General features: G+C 61.1%; 18 protein-coding genes and 1 pseudogene. 12 read left to right on the top strand and 7 right to left on the bottom strand.

What is annotated here, in order from left to right; genetic code table 11:
- Positions 1 to 348 precede the first annotated feature (348 nt).
- The gene (locus QU481_RS11300; RefSeq protein WP_289830098.1) at positions 349 to 561 is read left to right on the top strand and encodes a hypothetical protein; all 213 of its coding nucleotides are present in this window, start codon (positions 349 to 351) and stop codon (positions 559 to 561) included.
- Between the two features lie 1,196 nt (positions 562 to 1,757).
- On the opposite strand, the gene QU481_RS11295 is transcribed toward QU481_RS11300, so the two are convergent.
- Positions 1,758 to 2,774, bottom strand: a complete 1,017-nt coding sequence (locus QU481_RS11295; RefSeq protein WP_289830097.1) for a tyrosine-type recombinase/integrase — start codon at positions 2,772 to 2,774, stop codon at positions 1,758 to 1,760.
- A 103-nt stretch (positions 2,775 to 2,877) separates the two neighbouring features.
- Between QU481_RS11295 and QU481_RS11290 the strand changes: the two are divergent.
- A pseudogene (locus tag QU481_RS11290) lies at positions 2,878 to 2,991 on the top strand (GMP synthase (glutamine-hydrolyzing)); the annotation flags it as partial.
- A gap of 397 nt (positions 2,992 to 3,388) precedes the next feature.
- Here the strand turns inward: QU481_RS11290 and QU481_RS11285 are convergent.
- Positions 3,389 to 4,450, bottom strand: a complete 1,062-nt coding sequence (locus QU481_RS11285) for a porin (RefSeq protein WP_289830096.1) — start codon at positions 4,448 to 4,450, stop codon at positions 3,389 to 3,391.
- Positions 4,451 to 5,126: 676 nt separating this feature from the next.
- Here QU481_RS11285 and QU481_RS11280 point away from each other — a divergent pair.
- From QU481_RS11280 to QU481_RS11255, 6 genes are all read left to right on the top strand, one after another.
- Positions 5,127 to 5,441, top strand: a complete 315-nt coding sequence (locus QU481_RS11280) for an ElaB/YgaM/YqjD family protein (protein ID WP_289830095.1) — start codon at positions 5,127 to 5,129, stop codon at positions 5,439 to 5,441.
- A 7-nt stretch (positions 5,442 to 5,448) separates the two neighbouring features.
- Positions 5,449 to 5,838: a phage holin family protein gene (locus tag QU481_RS11275; RefSeq protein WP_289830094.1), complete on the top strand. Its 390-nt coding sequence runs from the start codon at positions 5,449 to 5,451 to the stop codon at positions 5,836 to 5,838.
- Positions 5,835 to 6,110 (top strand): hypothetical protein, encoded by a 276-nt coding sequence (locus QU481_RS11270; protein WP_289830092.1) that lies wholly within the window; start codon positions 5,835 to 5,837, stop codon positions 6,108 to 6,110. The genes QU481_RS11275 and QU481_RS11270 overlap by 4 nt, the downstream gene beginning before the upstream one ends.
- A gap of 58 nt (positions 6,111 to 6,168) precedes the next feature.
- Complete coding sequence (tadA, locus tag QU481_RS11265) at positions 6,169 to 6,903, top strand: tRNA adenosine(34) deaminase TadA (RefSeq protein ID WP_289830090.1); 735 nt, start codon at positions 6,169 to 6,171, stop codon at positions 6,901 to 6,903.
- A gap of 105 nt (positions 6,904 to 7,008) precedes the next feature.
- The gene (locus tag QU481_RS11260) at positions 7,009 to 7,665 is read left to right on the top strand and encodes a L,D-transpeptidase (RefSeq protein ID WP_289830089.1); all 657 of its coding nucleotides are present in this window, start codon (positions 7,009 to 7,011) and stop codon (positions 7,663 to 7,665) included.
- Positions 7,666 to 7,785: 120 nt separating this feature from the next.
- Positions 7,786 to 8,187 carry a DUF2721 domain-containing protein gene (locus QU481_RS11255; protein WP_289830088.1) on the top strand — a complete coding sequence of 134 codons (402 nt, stop codon included), beginning with the start codon at positions 7,786 to 7,788 and terminating at the stop codon, positions 8,185 to 8,187.
- A 142-nt stretch (positions 8,188 to 8,329) separates the two neighbouring features.
- Here the strand turns inward: QU481_RS11255 and QU481_RS11250 are convergent, their stop codons facing one another.
- From QU481_RS11250 to QU481_RS11240, 3 genes are all read right to left on the bottom strand, one after another.
- Positions 8,330 to 9,322: a patatin-like phospholipase family protein gene (locus tag QU481_RS11250; RefSeq protein ID WP_289830087.1), complete on the bottom strand. Its 993-nt coding sequence runs from the start codon at positions 9,320 to 9,322 to the stop codon at positions 8,330 to 8,332.
- Between the two features lie 290 nt (positions 9,323 to 9,612).
- Positions 9,613 to 10,653 carry a porin OmpA gene (gene ompA / locus QU481_RS11245; RefSeq protein WP_289830086.1) on the bottom strand — a complete coding sequence of 347 codons (1,041 nt, stop codon included), beginning with the start codon at positions 10,651 to 10,653 and terminating at the stop codon, positions 9,613 to 9,615.
- A 491-nt stretch (positions 10,654 to 11,144) separates the two neighbouring features.
- Positions 11,145 to 11,714: a 3'-5' exonuclease gene (locus QU481_RS11240; protein WP_289830085.1), complete on the bottom strand. Its 570-nt coding sequence runs from the start codon at positions 11,712 to 11,714 to the stop codon at positions 11,145 to 11,147.
- A 543-nt stretch (positions 11,715 to 12,257) separates the two neighbouring features.
- On the opposite strand from QU481_RS11240, the gene QU481_RS11235 reads away from it, so the two are divergent.
- Entirely contained in the window at positions 12,258 to 13,511 is a 1,254-nt protein-coding gene (locus QU481_RS11235) for an OmpA family protein (RefSeq protein WP_289830084.1), read from the top strand.
- Between the two features lie 60 nt (positions 13,512 to 13,571).
- Here QU481_RS11235 and QU481_RS11230 read toward each other — a convergent pair whose 3' ends face one another.
- Entirely contained in the window at positions 13,572 to 13,772 is a 201-nt protein-coding gene (locus tag QU481_RS11230; protein WP_289830083.1) for a hypothetical protein, read from the bottom strand.
- Between the two features lie 185 nt (positions 13,773 to 13,957).
- Positions 13,958 to 15,484 (bottom strand): fumarate hydratase, encoded by a 1,527-nt coding sequence (locus QU481_RS11225; RefSeq protein ID WP_289830082.1) that lies wholly within the window; start codon positions 15,482 to 15,484, stop codon positions 13,958 to 13,960.
- Positions 15,485 to 15,986: 502 nt separating this feature from the next.
- On the opposite strand from QU481_RS11225, the gene QU481_RS11220 reads away from it, so the two are divergent.
- The 3 genes from QU481_RS11220 to QU481_RS11210 all read left to right on the top strand — a co-directional run.
- Positions 15,987 to 16,583, top strand: coding sequence for a TetR/AcrR family transcriptional regulator (locus QU481_RS11220; protein WP_289830081.1), 597 nt, complete (start codon positions 15,987 to 15,989; stop codon positions 16,581 to 16,583).
- A gap of 93 nt (positions 16,584 to 16,676) precedes the next feature.
- Positions 16,677 to 17,774 carry an alkene reductase gene (locus tag QU481_RS11215; protein ID WP_289830080.1) on the top strand — a complete coding sequence of 366 codons (1,098 nt, stop codon included), beginning with the start codon at positions 16,677 to 16,679 and terminating at the stop codon, positions 17,772 to 17,774.
- A gap of 136 nt (positions 17,775 to 17,910) precedes the next feature.
- A partial coding sequence (locus tag QU481_RS11210; RefSeq protein WP_289830079.1) for a transposase domain-containing protein occupies positions 17,911 to 18,382 on the top strand: 472 nt, incomplete at its 3' end.

The raw sequence follows: 18,382 nt of genomic DNA, 5'->3' as shown, positions 1-18,382 counted from the left end.
GGCCAAGACGCATGCCGATGTCCTTGTGTTGAACGCCAAGTTCAAGGTTCACGGCTCGATAACAACGCCGATGCGCACTCAGCTCCGACGGCAGCCTGGCAGCCGCTGCGAGTTGCGCTGGTGGTCATGGTGGCCATCGGCGGCTACGAGACGAGGCAGGCTTGCACGCTGCAGACTTGCCGGAGGCGGTGGTCAACCCGCGCCAGACGCGGACTTCGCCAACTCCATGGGACGCCTGGCCAGGACCGGCACAAGGGACGCGCGCAGGCTGGCAGAGATGGCGGTGGGGCTGGCACGGCGCGAGGACTTGGCCCGCTTCCGGCATCCTGCAGCCAACGAGCAGCAGCAATGGCTCGCTGCGTTGGCCACGCGCCGACGTCAGTGGCTGACCAGACTCCACAGCGAGCGCCTGCGGCTGCAAATCTGCCTGCGGGCCTGCACCCGAGCATCGAGACCATCATCGCTGCCGCCAAGGCGCAACCGGACGGCATCGAAGGCCAGATGGTCGAGCATGTGCACGAGCACTTCAGCAGATTCAACCGGCTTGCTACAGGCAACTGACCACGCTCAACGCCATGGTCAAAACCGACAAGCCCTGGGACAGCTCACTTCTGGCGCTTGGCTTCGAAGACGGTTACTCAGTCCTCGGACCCGATGTGGAGCCCCGCCTGTAGTGCAGCGCGGTGGATTCGGGGACCCGCGTGCCCAGCACTTGACGGCGCGCCTGCGGGCCGGCACTAGCGAGGCGCCAACGCGTGGCTTCCTACCTGCCGCTCCAAGCCGGTAGATCCAGATCTGTCCGGCTCGCCATGCCTTCATGATCTTGTCGGACAACTCGGCCCTTGCCTCGTCCTCATACATGGGGCGGAATCTTGCCGTTGGGACGAGAAAGCGCAGGTGCTTCTCATGGGTCAGAAGTCCATAAGCCGGCGTTTGGATGTGACTGCGGAGTAGCCCATCGTCTTTCCAATTCGCTCATGCCCTGGGCGCCGACCGAGCGTCCGACAATGAGTCCTTGGGACATGCCCTCTCCATAGCGCCGCTACCGAGGACATCCTGGACAGAGCCACTTACCCGGCCCGTCGCGACCGATGGCGGACTCCCCTTTTGAGTTCGATGACAAGCACGTTCTGGATACCCGTCCAGACCGGCATCTGCCTCGTTGAAGGCTTCTGTGCCCACGGTTGAGCACGTTGCACCAGCCAGGACCATGATGTCAGGCCGCCGCTGTGCGGCTATCTGAAATAGAAGGCAGAGGGCTCCACACTGAGGTCGAACACCCTCTCGGCCGCAGTGCACAGGCCGACGTTCACGACGTATTCACAACTGTCGAACACCAGGCCAAATACACTTGACCTGCGTCACGAGCGACTGCAACGTGCGTAGTTCGCCCTCCCCTCAGGGCGGTCGCAGAAGTTGTCGCTCGTGGCGATGACGGCAAGCCGGTGATCGATTTGCTAGAGCACGGAAAGGGCACCGCGGACCGTTCATCACCCGAGCAGTCAACCCAACCCTCTAACCATCGACCCCATGTAGGTTTCGCGAGTTTTTTCACCCCATTGCCATCGCGGCAAGTCAGGACACGTTCGGGCCGTAGTTGGCCGCGGCAAGTTGCTGACCAATAGGCGCAAGAATTAGCCTCACCAGAACCCGTGGACAAGGACTTCGCCCTCATGCTCGAGCTTGCCTGTAGCTGCTTTCAGCAAGCTCGAGCATGAGTCCAATTCGGCATCAGCTGGCGCCTTCTTCCAACATGCTCAATCCAGCTTGGCGGCCAAACGTTCCGGATCGGGATGACTGTAGCGCTTTAGCATGGACAGGGTCTTGTGCCCGGTAATCGCCGACACCTCGATGATGCTCAGGCCATGCTCTACCAGACGTGTCGTCGCGGCATGGCGCAGATCGTGCAATCGCAGGTCTATCAGATACTTTGGATCGGCAGGCTGACCATCCCGGGCACACTCTTCCTCATAGAGCCGCCGCGCCCGTGCCACAGCGCGCTGAAACGCGCCGCTGAGTGAAGTGCCGTTCTTGGCAAACACCTTGCCGTCAGCCCGGCGCGGCAACTGTTGCAGGATCTCGAGCGCCCGGCGACTTAACGGCACATAGCGCGACTCACCGTTCTTGGTCAGTGGCAGGTAGGCCACCCGGCGCTGGAGATCGATGTTGTCCCAGCGCAACTGCAGAAGTTCGCTGCGTCGCATCGCGGTCTCCAGCGCCAACGTGATGATCGCCGTAAAATCTGGCGATTGGCTGGCCTGCATGGCCCGCTCCAGCTCACCCGGCAGCAAGCGCCGCTGCCGGGCCCGACCCGGTGCCGGCTTCTTGATCGACAGCACTGGGTTCTCGCGGCACAGGCGCCACTCCTTGACCGCATGGCTGAAGATGGACGACAGCAGGTCCAGTTCGCGCCGCACCGATCCGGATGAAACTTCCTTCAATCGCTGATCGCGCATGGCAGCAATATGCTCGGCCTGCACCTTGCTGATGGCGAGTTCAGCACATGGCATCTGCAGGAAGCGCCGCACGAGATACTGATCCTGAGTGCGCCCACGCCGACCCGGCAGCACTTCGGCCAGGTAACGCTTGATCACCATCGCCAGCGTTGCGTAGCCGGCACAGCCATGGGCGATGGCCCTCTCCATCTCGATCTGCTGTTCGCGCGCCCAGCGCGCCGCATCTGCTTTATATAGGAATGTCTTGCAGACCTCCTGACCCGCCACGGTCACCCGGGCCTGCCACTTGCCACTTCTTTGCCTGATTGCCGCCATCATTACCTCCGTAACGACGGTCACAGGCCGGTCAACACGTAAATGGTGTAAAAACCCCGGACAGGAAAACCCAACAAAACCCTTTAAATACAATCGCTAACAGCATCCCCACACCCTGCTCGGCCGCGTGTCCAACCGCATCATCAACGAAGTGCGCGGCATCAACCGCGTGGTCTACGACGTGTCCGGCAAGCCGCCGGCAACGATCGAGTGGGAATAAGCGGCAACACCCCTTTCCTAGTTCTTACCATCAACAGCCCCGGCCTCGCCGGGGCTGTTTTGTTTTTAGCACAATGTGTTTTATTGACATAGAGGCTCCATTTCTCCATCAGCCTCAAATCAATAAAAGTCAGTTATACACAATGAGCAATTATTATTGATCGCACAAAACGGTTTCTTATCCCGGAAATAACCCTTGCTTTTTTGCTAGCAGCAGGTAGGAAATAAGCAATGCGATCATTTCTAATCTCGGCATTTCAACACCGAAAATAGATATGACAAAACATTTTATTTTTAGAACTATTATTCTTGTTTCGACATTAGATGATGCAAAAAAAAGCCGCTGGGTTCCCAGCGGCTTAATGACTGAATGATGGAAATCGCGCGATGAAAGCGACTTAGAAGTTGTGCTTCAGGTAAACGCCAGCGCTGCTCGACTTGTCGCCTTTATCACCGTTAGCCACTTGGTAGCCATGGTCATTCTTGATCTGAGCGTACTGAACGCCCAGCAGCGTGCGCTTGGACAGCGAGTAGTCAAGGCCAACGGCAACCTGCTTGCGGCCCCAGTCAACTTCCTGGCCATCGACCTTCGGGCTCTTGTACTGCGAGTAGGTCAGCTTCGGCTTGAAGGCGCCAATGTCGTAAGACGCCGTCACCGCCCAGGTTTCGCTCTTTAGCTCCGCAGCGGTGTCGGTGCTGCCGATGCCCAGACCCGTAGCATCGCCGAACGACTTGTTCCAGTTGTAGGTTGCAGCCAGATACAGGTTGTTGGCGTCGTAACCGCCTTCAATCCGGTTGATCGAGGCAGTCTGACCATGGTTGCTACCCTGGTTGAACTTGGCTTGGTAGGCGTAAGCACCAAAGAAACCCGAGTAGGTATAGGCAAGACGGGCCCCCCACTGGCCTGCCTTCGGCTGCCCTGCAGGAGCGGTTTCGTCAAAGCCATACTGCAGGATGCCGCTGAAACCGGCGAGGTCCGGGGTGTCGTAGCGGATCGAGTTCTTGAAGCGGCCGTCACCGAAGGCGCCGATCAGATCGTTGCCTTCATACAGCGGGAAAGCAAGGCCGCTGCGGCGCGCGTCGTACCAGATGTCGGTGGCTTCCGTTTCGGAGGTCACGTCGTCCAGGTAGCCGAGGCGGACCTTACCGAAGTCGCCTTGCAGGCCAACGAAGGTGGTACGGTTGGCGAAGGTACCGGAGGCAGAACCAGTACCGCCCTTGCCAGAGCTGTCAAAGCCGTTCTCAACCTGCCAGATCGCCTTCAGACCGCTCCCCAGGTCTTCGTTACCCTTAAAGCCAATACGGCTGGAATAGTCGTCGACGCCCATGCTCGATTGATTGGTATGAGCATCTTTGAACCAATCCATACCGGTACGGATAGAGCCATAAATGGTGGCATCGGCGTGCGACAGCAATGGAGCAGCAGCAAGCAGCGCAGCAACGAGTTTCAGCTTTTTCATTATTTCCCTCTGTATATAGGCAAGCTTTTTTTGATGTAACGCAGCAGTGCCTTTGAATTATTCCAATCGGGTTTTGTCCGATGGAATTTATAAAGTGGCAAGCACGTGGGGAAAGAGTTTGCAAATCATCTGAAACACTGTCAAAAAGCCAGTAGCACTGCAGAAATTGGTAGCATGCGAAAAACAAAGTGGTATTTTTATATTCTGTGCTAACAATAACATTACGTTACAAAAAAATTATTTGTAACTAGATGATTTTCATACAAAAATCTACAAATAAAATACATATAACTCGATGACAACAAAAAAACACATGTTGCAAATACGTCACAAAACTGCAACTGGTATTACCTACGACAAGCGAATTTATGTTGTCTACAATAGACTTTTGCAATACCAAAAGCATATAAAGAGCCGTTTTTCCAAATGGCCTGCGGCAGACCACGGTGGTTTGACGCCTGTCATACCAGCCTGTTAGGGTAAGGATCAGCGAGCGAGGGAGTGACGGAGGCCAGCCATTGGTCGGCGGGCTGTTGGCAGCGAAGGCCCTGTCAAACGGGTCTGCTGCGTTGCCAGCGTCACCCTCATCGACATACCACTCGCGATGGCCGGGCAGCCTTTTCAATAGCAAGCCCGCTGCAAGTCCTCTTGTTGTCTCAACCACGAAGGAGGTCCCATGTCCGATCATGCATTCGAAGCCGAGAAAGAACGGCTGTTGCAAGACGTCCGTCAGGTGCTGTCCAGCACAGAAGACCTGTTGTCTACCGCTGGTGACGAGGGCAGTGACAAAGCCCGCGCGCTGCGTCTGAAGGTTGCGGAAAACCTCAAGCTCGCCAAGGACCGACTCCAAGACGCCGAACAACTTGTCGTCGGCAAGGCCAAGGTCGCCGCCAAGGCGACCGACCAGTACGTGCACGACAACCCGTGGAAGTCGATCGGCATCGCCGCCGGCGTTGGGCTGCTGCTTGGTGTACTGATCTCTCGTCGCTGATCTCTGCATGACTGACAATGCCCAACAACCCCGCCCAGGCTCGCTCCGCTCGATCTTGGGCGGCTTGGTCTCGCTGTTGTTAACCCGTGCCGAACTGTTCGGTCTGGAGGCTCAAGAGCAAAAGGAAGCACTGCTCTTTGACGTGCTGACCGGCGTTGCCGCCTTGATCGCGTTCCTGGTAGGCCTGCAGGCGCTACTGCTTTTCATCATGGTGCTGTCGCCAGAACCTTGGCGCGCCCTGGTGCTAGGCCTCTTGGCAGTGGTCTTTCTGTTAGGTGGCACGTTTGCCCTGTACCGGATGCGCCGTCGTCTGCACAGTCAACCAGCACCGTTCTCGGTTACGCTCAATGAGGTGCGCAAGGACTGGGAAATCCTTAACGAAAAGGGATCGTCATGACCCCTCACGAGCGCGCCCTCAAGAAAGAGCTACTGCTCATGAAGGGCGAAGCGCTGCGGGTCAAGCTACGCATGGAACTGAAACTATGGCAGCGGCCGCTGGCCAATGTCGCCGACGGTGTCGATGCCTGGAAGGAAGCCGGCACCTGGCGCCTTCTGAGCGGCGTGCTGGCAGCGCTGATGCCAAGCCGTCGTTTGCGCAGCCTGCTGCGCAATACCAGCCGTGCTCTCATCATCTGGCGGGCCGCCCGGCGTATCTGGTCGCACCGCTGATTGCCCGCCCCTTTGCCGTCTGCACTCTGCTCATGGACGGTGACGTTATAATCTCGCCATGACGCCGCTGACCTCTCCCCCTCTGCCGCCCAGCGCCATCGCGGCACTGGCCGAACTCGGCATCGCCAGCCGTGAACAGCTCGCCGCCGCCGGTGCCGTCAGTACCTATCTGCTCCTGAAGGCAGCAGGAAAGACCATCACCGAGCGATTATTGTTCGCACTGGCAGCGGCCGAACGCGGCCTGCACTGGCAACAGTTGACCGATCACGACCGGGCGCTGTTACGCCACGCGCTACGCGCACACCCGCCGATACGACTGGTACCGCCACAGGGCGAGCAGCTCCGCTATATGGACGAAGCGCTGGCCTTGGCCGAACAGGGAGCAAGGGGGGGCGAAGTACCGGTCGGCGCGGTGGTGGTCTATCAGGGAGCGATCATCGGTCGTGGCTATAATCAGCCGATTGGCCGACGCGACCCGTCGGCACACGCCGAGATGCTGGCGCTGCGCGAAGCGGCGGCTACCCTCGACAACTACCGGCTAAGCGGCTGCGATCTGTACGTCACGCTCGAACCCTGTCCGATGTGCGCGGGTGCCATCGTGATGGCACGGTTAGACCGGGTGTTGTACGGCGCCAGCGAGCCGAAGACCGGTGCAGCAGGCAGCCAACTTGACCTGTTCGCCAATCGACAACTCAATCCACACACCGCAGTGTTCGGTGGAGTAGCGGCAGAACGCTGCAGCAAACAGTTGAGTGAGTTCTTCCGTAGTCGTCGCCAACAGGCCGCGGAATGAATCGCACCCTGCCGGCCCAGCCTGGTATCTTCCGTCCACGTCCGCCGATGAATCGGCAATACTGGAAGCAGCATCTCGCTACCGTCACTCTGTACAAGTCCCCCTATGCGATCACTCATTGGCTGCCGGCTTATCCTTGCCGGCCTGCTTGCCTTGCCGTTTACCGCATTCGCGGCCCCGAACTACGATCCTCTTGCCATTGCCGCCTGGCTACAGGCCCAGCAGAGCGCAGCACCATTGACGCCGACCCACCCCAATCCGTTCAGCTACGGTAAGCCTTGGCTGCTGATCGGGGTCAAGAGCCAGACACTGACCTATTACGACGAATACGGCCTGCCTGAACGGCAGTATCTCGTTTCAACCGCCAAACTCGGTGTCGGCGAGCAAAAGAACAGCTATCAGACGCCGCGCGGCTGGCACCGTGTTTGCGAGAAAATTGGCGATGGCGCCGAAAAGGATACGATCATCTTTCGGCAGACCGTGACGCCGTGGAAATACACCGAGGCACTACATCAGCAGTACCCGAACAAGGACTGGATCCTGACCCGAATCTTGTGGCTGTGCGGCATGCAGCCAGGCCTGAATCAGGGAGGGGACGTCGACAGCTTTGAGCGTTTCATCTACATTCACGGCGCCGGTGCCCACGTACCGTTCGGTACCCCAAGCTCGCTCGGCTGTGTTCGCATGAAGAGCGACGACGTGATCGAACTGTTCGATCACAGCCCTATCGGTACCGATGTTTACATCGACGAGAACACCTAGCCCCTGCCAGTACAACCCTCGGCCGCATTGCTGCGGCCCGCACGCTCTCCTAGTGCTGCATCCTGCCGGGGTCGGCAGCAGCCGCAAAAAGACTTTGAACTGGCTCTAAGCCCCCTTGTGATGAACGAACTGTCGCTGACAACCCCCGCCCTGCTGTTTCCCGCCGTCTCGCTGCTACTCCTTGCTTACACCAATCGCTATCTCGGCCTGGCCGCGATCGTGCGCCGCCTCTACGACGACCATCAGACCCGCCCGAGCAGCAACCTGCTCAAGCAGATCGGTTCACTACGCCAGCGCATCCTGCTGATCCAATGGATGCAGGGAGCAGGGGTGTTGAGCCTGTTCCTGTGCGTCCTGGCAATGTTCGAGATCTACGTCGGCGCGCACCAGCTGGCCGAAATGACTTTCGGGGTGAGCCTGATCTGCATGATCGCGTCGTTGGCGTTGTCGTTGTGGGAATTGAAGACTTCTAGCGTAGCGCTGAACATCCTGCTGTCCGACCTGGAGCGTCACCAGGACTGAGCAGCCGGAACCGTTGCGAAACGCGCTATGACTTGGAGGGGGAGTGAGTGGCAAGCAAGCGGCCGACCACCTTGCCCCCGCTCGGCACGGTTCAGATCGGCAAGATGACGCTACCGGACAGAAAAGAGAAAACACGCGGCGTTCAGACCACCAGACTGTCGGTGGACTGCACGGAGGCGAGGTCCTTGCGCTGTCGCAAGAGCGGGGCGACATGCTTCACGAAACGGCGACCGTACAGACGACCTATCCGGTAGTCACGGCTCAATGCCTCGGCCGAACTGCCCAGGATCTTGCTGGCCAAGGGCGTGCTCGGGGCGATCTCCAGAATGCGCAGCGCGGCCGGCGGCTGATCGATGAAGGCCTGGGTGGCGAGATAGCTCGACTCGTGGCTTTCCACCACGTCGACCACCAGCTTGAGCCTGCTTTGCGCCAACAGGCGCTGCATGCCCCGGCGCCAAGGCGGCGGCTCGTCGAAACCGGATGGTGTGGTACGGATGACCACGATCAGGTCCGCGCCGCGCCGGTAGGCTTCGCGCACCGGGATCGCATCGCGTACCCCACCGTCGAGATATCGCACCCCGTCCAGTTCGACGCCATTGCGATAGAACAGAGGGATGGCACTCGACGCCTTGATCGCCTCGAGCCAGTCGGTCTCGATGGCGGGAAAATAAACCGGCTGGAAGTCGTCGCTGCGGCAGGCGCACAGCAACAGCTCTCGGCCAACCAAGCGTTGCCGTGCCCGCGCCATGTCGAGAGGAAACTCGCGCGAGGTCGCCTCAACCAACCAGTCCAGATCGATCAGATGGCCGCCACGCAGAAAACGTAGCGGGTTGAAGAACTCCGGCGAGGTGGTGAAACGGGTGATAACGTGGCGGCCATAGCCTTTCTGTCCGCAGGCGTAAGCCGACAGGTTCTGTGCCCCGGCCGAGGAGCCGATCATCAGATGAAACGGGAAGAAATCCGCATGGAGGAACTCGTCCAGCAGTCCAGCGGTGAAGATGCCCCGCTGTCCGCCGCCTTCGCACACCAGCGCAATTTTGTTGTATTCGATCGGATGAGAATTGGGAAACGCCCTGGCCCCCGCTGCGAAAGATATCTTGTAGCCCATCAGTACTGCCTCGGAAACGTCGAGCACAACAAAAACCACAGCGCGTAACGCCGTTTCCGACCGTCGCGGGCCGACACATCACACGCTCCAGGCAATGCGCCAGAGTGATAACTGACGGCATAATTCGTCAATTCACTAAATAAATACTAGAAGAAAACCGCGGAGATGTCCCGACCAGTTTGCATATAAATGCGACGGCCGGTACCCTGCGGCGCGACGGCTCAGTCGCCGCCCTACAACGCTTTGAATGAATTGGCCGAAAGCACTCACGACGCTTTCGGCCAGGCCCCAGGCGGTTCCGACGTTGCCAGTCCAGCTTACTGCGGCTTCGGTTGCCCGCTCACCTTCACCACCACGCGACGATCCGGAGCCAGGCAATTGATGAGCTGCGCGCGCTTCTTGATACCGTCGCACTGGCTGCCGGTGACCGGCTCAGACTCGCCGACGCCTTCAACGCTGACTTGGTTGGCTGGGATACCGTGGCCGATCAGGTAGTTCGCCACGGTCTGGGCACGGCGTCGGGACAGGCCGAGATTGTACTTCTCGGAACCGAGCCGGTCGGCATGGCCGACCACGGTGATGTTCGCCTCCCTCGACGTTTCGGCCTGCAGCTGATGCATCAGCTCAGCCAGTGCGGTCTGCCCGCTCGGCTTCAGCGTTGCCTTGTTGAAGTCGAACAGCACATCGGAGCTCAGGTTGTACTCGTGCGGGGCCACTGCGGCCGGTGCCGGCGCAGGGGTCGGCGCCGGTGCGGCGACCGGCACTGGCGCCGGCGCGCCGCCGAACTTGTAGAGCAGGCCCACGCTGACCAGGTTGTTGTCGGTCTTCAGCCCCACCTTGTCCTTGTCGCCGAGGTTGCCGGTCCACTGGTATTCGAAGCGAGTCGCCCAGTTGCGGTTGAACTGGTACTCCAGGCCCAGCGCCGCCAGCGGCGAAAACACGTCCTTGGATTCGCCGAGACCCTTGCCACGCGTGCCCATGCCGCCCAGGCGGGTGTAGAGATCGAGGCCCTCTGCAATCGGCATGCCGAGCTTGGCGGTGAGCTGGATGCCCTCCCCTTTGAAGTCCTGGCGCTCCGCCAGGTTGGTGGCGCTGTACTTGAGCTTGTCGAAGTAGTCGTAACCACCCTCGATGCCCAGCCACTGGTTGATCTGGTAGCCGAGGAACACGCCACCGCCCACCGTGTCCTTGTTCACGTCGTACGGATTCTGGATGGCGTCGCTATAGCGCTGGTTGCTCCAATTCGACCAGCCCACCTTACCGCCGACATACCACGGCTCGTCGGTCGACGCCGCCATCGCTGCCGGCACGCTCGCCAGCCCTGCCAGTAGCAATGCAATCTTGATGCGCTTTTGCATGATTCACTCCCTATGTCGAAACCGTGGCCCGCTCGCTACCAGCCGTGCTGCAACCAGGCCACGTCAGGGTGGGCAGGATCTTGTGTTGTGTCCCGACACCCACAGCCGGCGGCAACCCCAGCAGCGGCGGGGCTCAACTGTGGCATCTATGACCAAGACACCATTTCGGTCTAAGAATGTTTTTTGCACTATTCAAGAAGATCCGGCTGAGACATATGCAATACCATTGAAATGGATTCATGCACATGCTCACCCCTGTTAAGCGGTTGGCACCAGCTATAGTGGCAATCGAGGCATCCATCGGCCTATTTGCCAATTTCCGGCATTGATGCACATAACCAACACCAGATGGGAACCGTCGTGGAAAGGCAACATAAAGGGCTTGAAGGAACGCTACAGTCCGGCTTCAAACTCGCCAATCGCGCTTGCACTCAATCACAAGCGTTGTGGCGAGGCCGGAACACCATCGCAGGGCGGCGGCCTGGCGACTCTTAACGTAGCGGGAGCCGACCGGCGTGTTGCAACGCCAAGTAGACTTGCAGTGCGACATGGGCGTCGTTAGCGGCATAGAGCTGCTGCGCATCGGTCAGCACGGTGCAGCCCCAATTGGAGGTCGACACCCGTTTCGACTTGCGGAAATGTTGACCGAACACCCGTGCCACCGCCTGGACCGCCCCGACAGTGTGGCGTTCGTCTTCCTCGCGACACAGGTCCCCGACGTCGACGAGGCCAGCGCACTCGATGCCGAGCTTGTCTCGCAAGCGGCGGGTGTCCGATTTCAGATCGAAGCCCACCTTGGCGATGGCCGGTGATTCGAGCAGCGCCTTCAACGGCGCAACGTCACTCAGCAGTGCCACCGGGATCAGCCAGGCGCGCTCATGGCTGGCGAACTGGATCAGATGGGGGCCGGTCGACTCCTCCCCCTTGCGGAAGGTGGGACGCGACTCGGTATCGAAGCCGATGGTGCCGGCGGCGCTCAGAGCCCGGCAGGCGCTGGCGAGCATGACCGCATCGCTGACCACGTGCACGGCGGCAAGCGGCAAGCCCGGATAGGGCGGCATGGATTGGATGACGTCCTTGGACAACTGGGAGCGGGAGGCAATAGGCATCGCGATGAAACGGCATGTGGCAACACGCCATGGTGAAGGATTCGGCCCCGGCACGCTACCCGTCTCTCGCCCCCTTTTCTTGCGCCGCAGAATGCCCTCTTAACTGGGCGGGGTCTTAACGCTCTAGATAGATGGCCCCGACCCGACGCAATCAGCCAGTCGGCCGCTTGTCGCAGCACTGTGGCGACCCGCTCGGCTTCGAACGGTGCGGCCAGCTCGATGGACTGGCTCATGATTGCTCTTCGACCTTGACTATCACACCATCGTAGCGCGTTTTTTACGCATATGGCATTCCAGCCATCACGGCAGATTTTCGGCGCTTTCCTTGCCCCATGCCCCTTTGCGACCGGCCGGCGCCCGATGCAAAAACAATAAATAGAGAAACAATGCCTATACTGCGCCTGAGCAGGCCACAGCCTGATAGCGGTTATTAAGAGCCTGTTCACGATCTTTTTACGGACGGCGCTGGCCTGGTAATGGGCACGGAGGAAAAGGATGAGCATCAATCTGCTTGAGTTGACAAGCGGTGCGCTTGGCGACGATTTCGTCCAGCTGGTGAGTTCCCTGTTTGGCGAAGACGTCGGCAAGATCGGCAAGGGCATCTCGACCCTGGTGCCAGCAGTACTGGGTGGCATTGCCCAGGAAGGCGCGACGCCCGAAGGCGCTCAAGGCCTGCTCTCCGCGCTAGACAGCGTCCCGACCGATATCCATCTGCCCGAACAGTTCGGCAAACAACTGGCTACGCCGGAAAGCCGCGACGAACTGCAACAGATCGGTCATGGCCTGCTGAACCAACTGTTCGGCGACAAGATCGACGCGCTCACTGACGCCGTCTCGTCGGTCAGCGGCATCGGTCATGCGGTGTCAGGCCATGCTGGAGAACAGATCACACTGGCCTCGGGAGGCGACATCAGCCGCGAGGTGTCCGGTGGCCTGCTGACACTGGTCACGCCGGCGATCTTTTCCGTGGTCAAGAAGGTAGTCGGTGAGAACAAGCTCGACGCCGGTGGGCTCTCACGGCTGCTGAGCGAGCAACACGACACGCTGCTTGGCGCGCTAAACCCGCAGTTGACCAGTATGCTCGGCTTTGGCAGCGCGACGGCGTTTCTCGGTAGCCTGACCGGCAAGTTCAGCGAAGCGGCACAAGACGCGGAGGCAAGGGCCAAGGCGGTGGCCGCAAAGGTGTCGGAGCCGGTGAGCACGGTCGTCGCCGAGGCAAGCAGCAAGCCGCGCCGCTGGTGGCCGTGGCTCCTGCTCATCTTGGTAGCACTAGCCGCGTTTCCGCTCCTGAACACGAAACCCACGGCAGAAAAAGCGACGCCGACGGTAGACGAGACCGCCTCGGCCGGCAGCAGCGCGGCGACAGCGGCCAGCGCGCCCGCCGGCACCGCGTCGGCACCGATGGCGAGCACTGACTCGGCCCCCGCTAGCAGCACCGCCGGGCCGGCCAAGGTCTACTTCGCCACCGGCCAAGCCGATATCGATGCCGACGGGCAGCAGGCGATCAAGTCGGCGGTCGACGCGGCCAAGTCTGCGGGGGGCGGCGTCGATGTGACCGGCTACACCGACAAGACCGGCGATCTGCACGCCAACGAGGAGCTGGCCAAGAAGCGCGCGCTGGCGGTGAAGGACGCCCTGTTGGCGGCGGGCCTTGCCGACGACAAGATCCATATGAAGCCGCCACAGAGCGTCACCGGCGCTGGCAACGACAAGGAGGCGCGCCGCGTTGAGATCACCCCGGCGCAGTAATCCTCATTCCTGAAACGACGACAGGCCAGCCACATGGGCTGGCCTGTCTGGATGTAGTACTCAGTGAAGCTTCTTCGGCGCGAGCTGCTGTTTCTCGCTCGCAGCCTGGCGGGTCTGCTTGTCCATGTAGGCTCGGAATTCGGCCTCGTCCGGCCAGCGGGCGCGCAGCATTGCGATCACCTGCTCGCGGTTCATGCCGGAGCTTTTGCCCTCGGGGCTGTACAGGAACAGGTCGGCGGCAATTTCATAGATTGAGCGCATGGCGGATGACAAGAGTAAATGGAAATGCGCCCTTTATACTGGCCGGGACCGTCGCTGTAAATCAGCCTGGCGACAGGCGGCACGGGCACCCCGATGCCAGACCGGCTCTGCGCCGTGCCCATGAAAAAAGCCGGCCTTCTCAATGAGACCGGCTTTTTGCCATCGGCGGACCGTTTGGCTGACGATCAGGCCACGTTGATGGTGATCTTGGCGATGCGATCGCGCCATTCGGCCGGGCCGGTGTTGTGCACCGACACGCCACAGGAGTCGACCGCCACCGTCACCGGCATGTCCTGCACGTCGAACTCGTAGATCGCTTCCATGCCCAGGTCCTCGAACGCGACCACCTTGGATGCCTTGATCGCCTTGGACACCAGGTAGGCCGAACCGCCCACTGCCATCAGGTACACCGCCTTGTTGTCGCGGATTGCGTCGATCGCCACCGGGCCGCGCTCGGCCTTGCCGATCATGCCGAGCAGACCGGTCTGCTCGAGCATCTGGCGGGTGAACTTGTCCATGCGGGTCGCAGTGGTCGGGCCGGCCGGGCCAACCACTTCGTCACCGACCGGGTCGACCGGGCCGACGTAGTAGATGAAGCGGTTGGTGAAGTCAACCGGCAGCTTCTCGCCCTTGTTCAGCATGTCGATCATGCGCTTGTGCGCGGCGTCGCGGCCGGTGAGGATCTTGCCGTTGAGCAGCAGCACGTCGCCCGGCTGCCAGCTGGCGACTTCTTCCGGGGTGATCGCGTCGAGATTGACGCGCTTGCCCTTGGAGCTGTCATAGGTGATCTTCGGCCAGTCGTCTAGGCTCGGCGGGGTCAGCTTGACCGGGCCGTTGCCGTCGAGGTGGAAGTGCACGTGGCGGGTGGCCGCGCAGTTCGGGATCATTGCCACCGGCAGGCTGGCCGCGTGGGTCGGGTAGTCGAGCACCTTCACGTCGAGCACGGTGGTCAGGCCGCCCAAGCCCTGAGCGCCGATGCCCAGCGCGTTGACCTTCTCGATCAGCTCCAGGCGCAGCTCTTCGGCGCGGGTCAGCGTCTCACCGCGTGCCTTCTTCTCGCGCACCAGGTGAATGTCGGCCGGTGCCATCAGCGATTCCTTGGCCAGCAGCATCGCCTTCTCCGGCGTGCCGCCGATACCGATGCCGAGGATGCCCGGCGGACACCAGCCGGCGCCCATGGTCGGCACGGTCTTCAGCACCCAGTCAACGATGCTGTCCGACGGGTTGAGCATCACCATCTTCGACTTGTTCTCAGAGCCGCCGCCCTTGGCCGCGCAGATCACTTCCACCTCGTCGCCCGGCACGATCTCGTAGTGCACCACGGCCGGGGTGTTGTCCTTGGAGTTCTGACGCTTGCCGGCCGGATCGAGCAGCACCGAGGCGCGCAGCTTGTTGTCCGGGTGGTTGTACGCGCGGCGCACCCCCTCGTTGACCATGTCCTGCACCGACAGGGTGGCGTCCCAGCGCACGTTCATGCCGACCTTCAGGAACACCACGGCGATGCCGGTATCCTGGCAGATCGGACGGTGGCCTTCGGCGCACATGCGGCTGTTGATCAGGATCTGCGCCATGGCGTCCTTGGCCGCCGGGCTTTCTTCCTTCTCATACGCTTCGCTCAGCGCCTTGATGTAGTCCACCGGGTGGTAGTAGCTGATGTACTGGAATGCATCGGCGATGCTCTGGACGAAGTCTTCCTGACGGATGGTGCTCATCTATGGTCTTCCTTGGGTTCTCTGAGGGGTCTTTCCGGGTGGTATCGGCGTGGATACGGTGCGCTCTGTGCGGCGCTTGTGGCGACATTGTAAACCGGGTGACGATCGGGCGTCACCGCGCGCGCATGCGTCATGACAGGCAATGGGCATCACACCGGCCCACTTGCAAACTGCATGCCCCGCGATTAAGACGCCACCTGCCCATTGCACTGCCGGCCAGGCAGCCATGCGGCTCCCTTGAAGTACCTTGTTTCGGCAGCCTTGAACGGACACTGACGGCGGCCTGCCGACGGACGGTCGACACTACGCCCCCTAGCAAAGGTGGAGAGGTCACAACGGCAGGATCGATGTTGCCAGCTGCAGCTGGCGAGCAACCAGGTGCGCGGGGACAGGCCGCCGAGCGCACCGCCGGCCAGGGCCGTGCCAGGGAATAGTCATGTTATTCTTGTGGTTATTCATTGACTTCTTGCGCTAGACCGACTGGTCTATTACTATTCTGACCATGAACAAGCCTGCTACCCACCCCGATACCCGCGAACACATCCTCGCCGTTGGCGAGCTGCTGATCCTCGGCCGCGGCTTCACCGCCCTTGGCCTAGCCGAACTGCTGTCGACCGCCGGGGTCCCGAAGGGCTCGTTCTACCACTATTTCAAGTCGAAGGAAGCCTTCGGCGAGGCACTGCTGACCCGCTATTTCGACGAGTACGACCTGCGCATGGACACGCGCTTCAACCATGAAGCCGGCCCGATGCGCACCAAGCTGCTCGACTATTTCGAGCAGTGGGTGACCAGCGCCTGTGACACCGAGCGCCACGGCAGCTGCCTGGCAGTGAAGCTGGCCGCCGAGGTGTGCGATCTGTCCGAGCCGATGCGTGCCGCGCTCGACAACGGCATGGCGCACATCGTCAGCCGCATCGCCGCCGCGATCGAGGCCGGCATGGCCGACGGCTCGCTGACACCGGTAGCCGAACCGGCCAAGTTGGCCGAAGCACTGTACTCGACCTGGCTCGGCGCCGCGCTGCGCGCCAAGGTCGGCCGAACCCTGGCGCCGCTGGAAGCGGCGCGTGCCGATACTGAACAACGCCTGCCGGCTCTGTAATCCGGGGGCAATCCCTTACCTGACCGCCCGTGTCCGCACGGGCTTTTATCGACGCATTTTTAGAGACGACCGGTCTATTCGAAAGGAAGCATGATGGCGCTGGATAAACTGCTCTCCCCACTCAACGTGGGCACCGTGACGCTGCCCAACCGCGTGCTGATGGCGCCGCTGACCCGACTGCGCAGCATCGAGCCGGGCGACGTGCCCACCGTGCCGCTGATGGCCGAATACTATGCGCAGCGCGCCAGCGCCGGCCTGATCATCGCCGAGGCGACGCAGATCTCGCCGCAGGGCAAGGGCTACGCCGGCGCCCCAGGCATCTACAGTGAGGAACAGGTGCAGGCCTGGAAGGTGGTCACCGATGCGGTGCACGCCAACGGTGGCCGCATCGCGCTGCAGTTGTGGCACGTCGGCCGCATCTCGCACACCAGCCTGCAGCCGGACGGCCAGGCGCCGGAAGCGCCGTCGGCGATTGCCGCCGACACCCGTACCACCATCCGCAACGAACAGGGCGAGCTGGTGCGCGAACCGACCTCGACCCCGCGCGCGCTGGAGCTGTCGGAGCTGGACGACCTGATCGAGGACTACCGCCGCGCCACTGACAACGCCCGCCGTGCCGGCTTTGACTTCGTCGAGATCCATGCAGCCCACGGCTACCTGCTCAATCAGTTTCTGTCGCCAGAAGCGAACCTGCGCACCGACCAGTACGGCGGCAGTGTCGAGAACCGCGCTCGTCTGACGCTGGAAGTGCTCGACGCGGTGATCGCCGAGTGGGACGCCGATCACGTCGGCATCCGCATCTCGCCGCTGGGCGTGTTCAACGGCCTGTCCGACGTCGGCCAGGAAGAGACCGCCTACTATCTGGTCGACGAAATCGCCAAACGCGGCATCGCCTTCCTCCACGTGTCCGAACCAGACTGGGCCGGCGGCCCGGCGTACAGCACCGAGTTCCGCCAAGCGCTGCGCGCCCGCTTCCCGGGCGTGATCGTCGCGGCGGGCGGCTATACCGGCATCAAGGCCGAGGGCCTGATCGCCGCCGGACTGATCGATGCTGCCGCCTTCGGCCGCACCTACATCGCCAACCCGGACCTGGTGAAACGCCTGACCAACGACGCTGAGCTGAACACTCCGGACCCGGACACCTTCTACGGTGGCGGCGCGAAGGGCTATACAGACTATCCGACCCTGTAACAGCCAGCCGCTACCCGTCCAAACACAAAGCGCCCCAAACGGGGTAATGCCGTTCACTTAAGCAAGTGAACGGCATTTTTCATGGTGCGAATCTTGCTCATATTCCGGCCAGGTTGACTCCCTCACGTTGGTCAAGATGGTAAGCAAGGCTCATAAACACCCTGATTTCTCTGCACTTTCTCAGCAAATTGACCCGGCATGGATCGCCCACGCGCTTGCAGTGACCGGCAAAGCCAGCGTGCGCCGACGTAGATTGCCGGCCGAACAGGTCGTCTGGCTGGTCATTGCGTTGGCTATGTACCGGCATCAGCCCATCCCGGAGGTCGTCGCTCATCTCGATCTGGTGCTGCCTGACGCGGTCAATCCAGAGATTGCCAAGAGCGCCTTGACCCAGGCGCGGCAGCGCCTCGGCGAGGAACCGTTGGCCCAACTCTTCGGGCTCAGCGCGCTGGTTTGGGATGAGCGGCATCAGCAGGGAAGAAGCTGGCGCGGATTGGCCCGCTACGCGATTGATGGCAGTACGCTGCGTACCTCGGATACCCCAGAGAATCGTCAGCACTTCGGAGCACAGGCTTATGCCTCCGGCGTAGCCGCCAGCTATCCGCAGT

It is taken from the genome of Crenobacter oryzisoli, assembly GCF_030385785.1.
Lineage (GTDB): Bacteria > Pseudomonadota > Gammaproteobacteria > Burkholderiales > Chromobacteriaceae > Crenobacter_A > Crenobacter_A oryzisoli.
The sequence above is the reverse complement of the archived record's forward strand: the minus strand, read 5'-3'. Positions and strand labels throughout refer to the sequence as shown.

Bases quoted from the DNA above. Each gene is read 5' to 3' on its own strand.
- QU481_RS11300 (WP_289830098.1), top strand. From the start codon at position 349: ATGGCTCGCTGCGTTGGCCACGCGCCGACGTCAGTGGCTGACCAGACT.
- QU481_RS11295 (WP_289830097.1), bottom strand. From the start codon at position 2,774: ATGATGGCGGCAATCAGGCAAAGAAGTGGCAAGTGGCAGGCCCGGGTG.
- QU481_RS11285 (WP_289830096.1), bottom strand. From the start codon at position 4,450: ATGAAAAAGCTGAAACTCGTTGCTGCGCTGCTTGCTGCTGCTCCATTG.
- QU481_RS11280 (WP_289830095.1), top strand. From the start codon at position 5,127: ATGTCCGATCATGCATTCGAAGCCGAGAAAGAACGGCTGTTGCAAGAC.
- QU481_RS11275 (WP_289830094.1), top strand. From the start codon at position 5,449: ATGACTGACAATGCCCAACAACCCCGCCCAGGCTCGCTCCGCTCGATC.
- QU481_RS11270 (WP_289830092.1), top strand. From the start codon at position 5,835: ATGACCCCTCACGAGCGCGCCCTCAAGAAAGAGCTACTGCTCATGAAG.
- tadA (WP_289830090.1), top strand. From the start codon at position 6,169: ATGACGCCGCTGACCTCTCCCCCTCTGCCGCCCAGCGCCATCGCGGCA.
- QU481_RS11260 (WP_289830089.1), top strand. From the start codon at position 7,009: ATGCGATCACTCATTGGCTGCCGGCTTATCCTTGCCGGCCTGCTTGCC.
- QU481_RS11255 (WP_289830088.1), top strand. From the start codon at position 7,786: ATGAACGAACTGTCGCTGACAACCCCCGCCCTGCTGTTTCCCGCCGTC.
- ompA (WP_289830086.1), bottom strand. From the start codon at position 10,653: ATGCAAAAGCGCATCAAGATTGCATTGCTACTGGCAGGGCTGGCGAGC.
- QU481_RS11240 (WP_289830085.1), bottom strand. From the start codon at position 11,714: ATGCCGCCCTATCCGGGCTTGCCGCTTGCCGCCGTGCACGTGGTCAGC.
- QU481_RS11235 (WP_289830084.1), top strand. From the start codon at position 12,258: ATGAGCATCAATCTGCTTGAGTTGACAAGCGGTGCGCTTGGCGACGAT.
- QU481_RS11230 (WP_289830083.1), bottom strand. From the start codon at position 13,772: ATGCGCTCAATCTATGAAATTGCCGCCGACCTGTTCCTGTACAGCCCC.
- QU481_RS11225 (WP_289830082.1), bottom strand. From the start codon at position 15,484: ATGAGCACCATCCGTCAGGAAGACTTCGTCCAGAGCATCGCCGATGCA.
- QU481_RS11220 (WP_289830081.1), top strand. From the start codon at position 15,987: ATGAACAAGCCTGCTACCCACCCCGATACCCGCGAACACATCCTCGCC.
- QU481_RS11215 (WP_289830080.1), top strand. From the start codon at position 16,677: ATGGCGCTGGATAAACTGCTCTCCCCACTCAACGTGGGCACCGTGACG.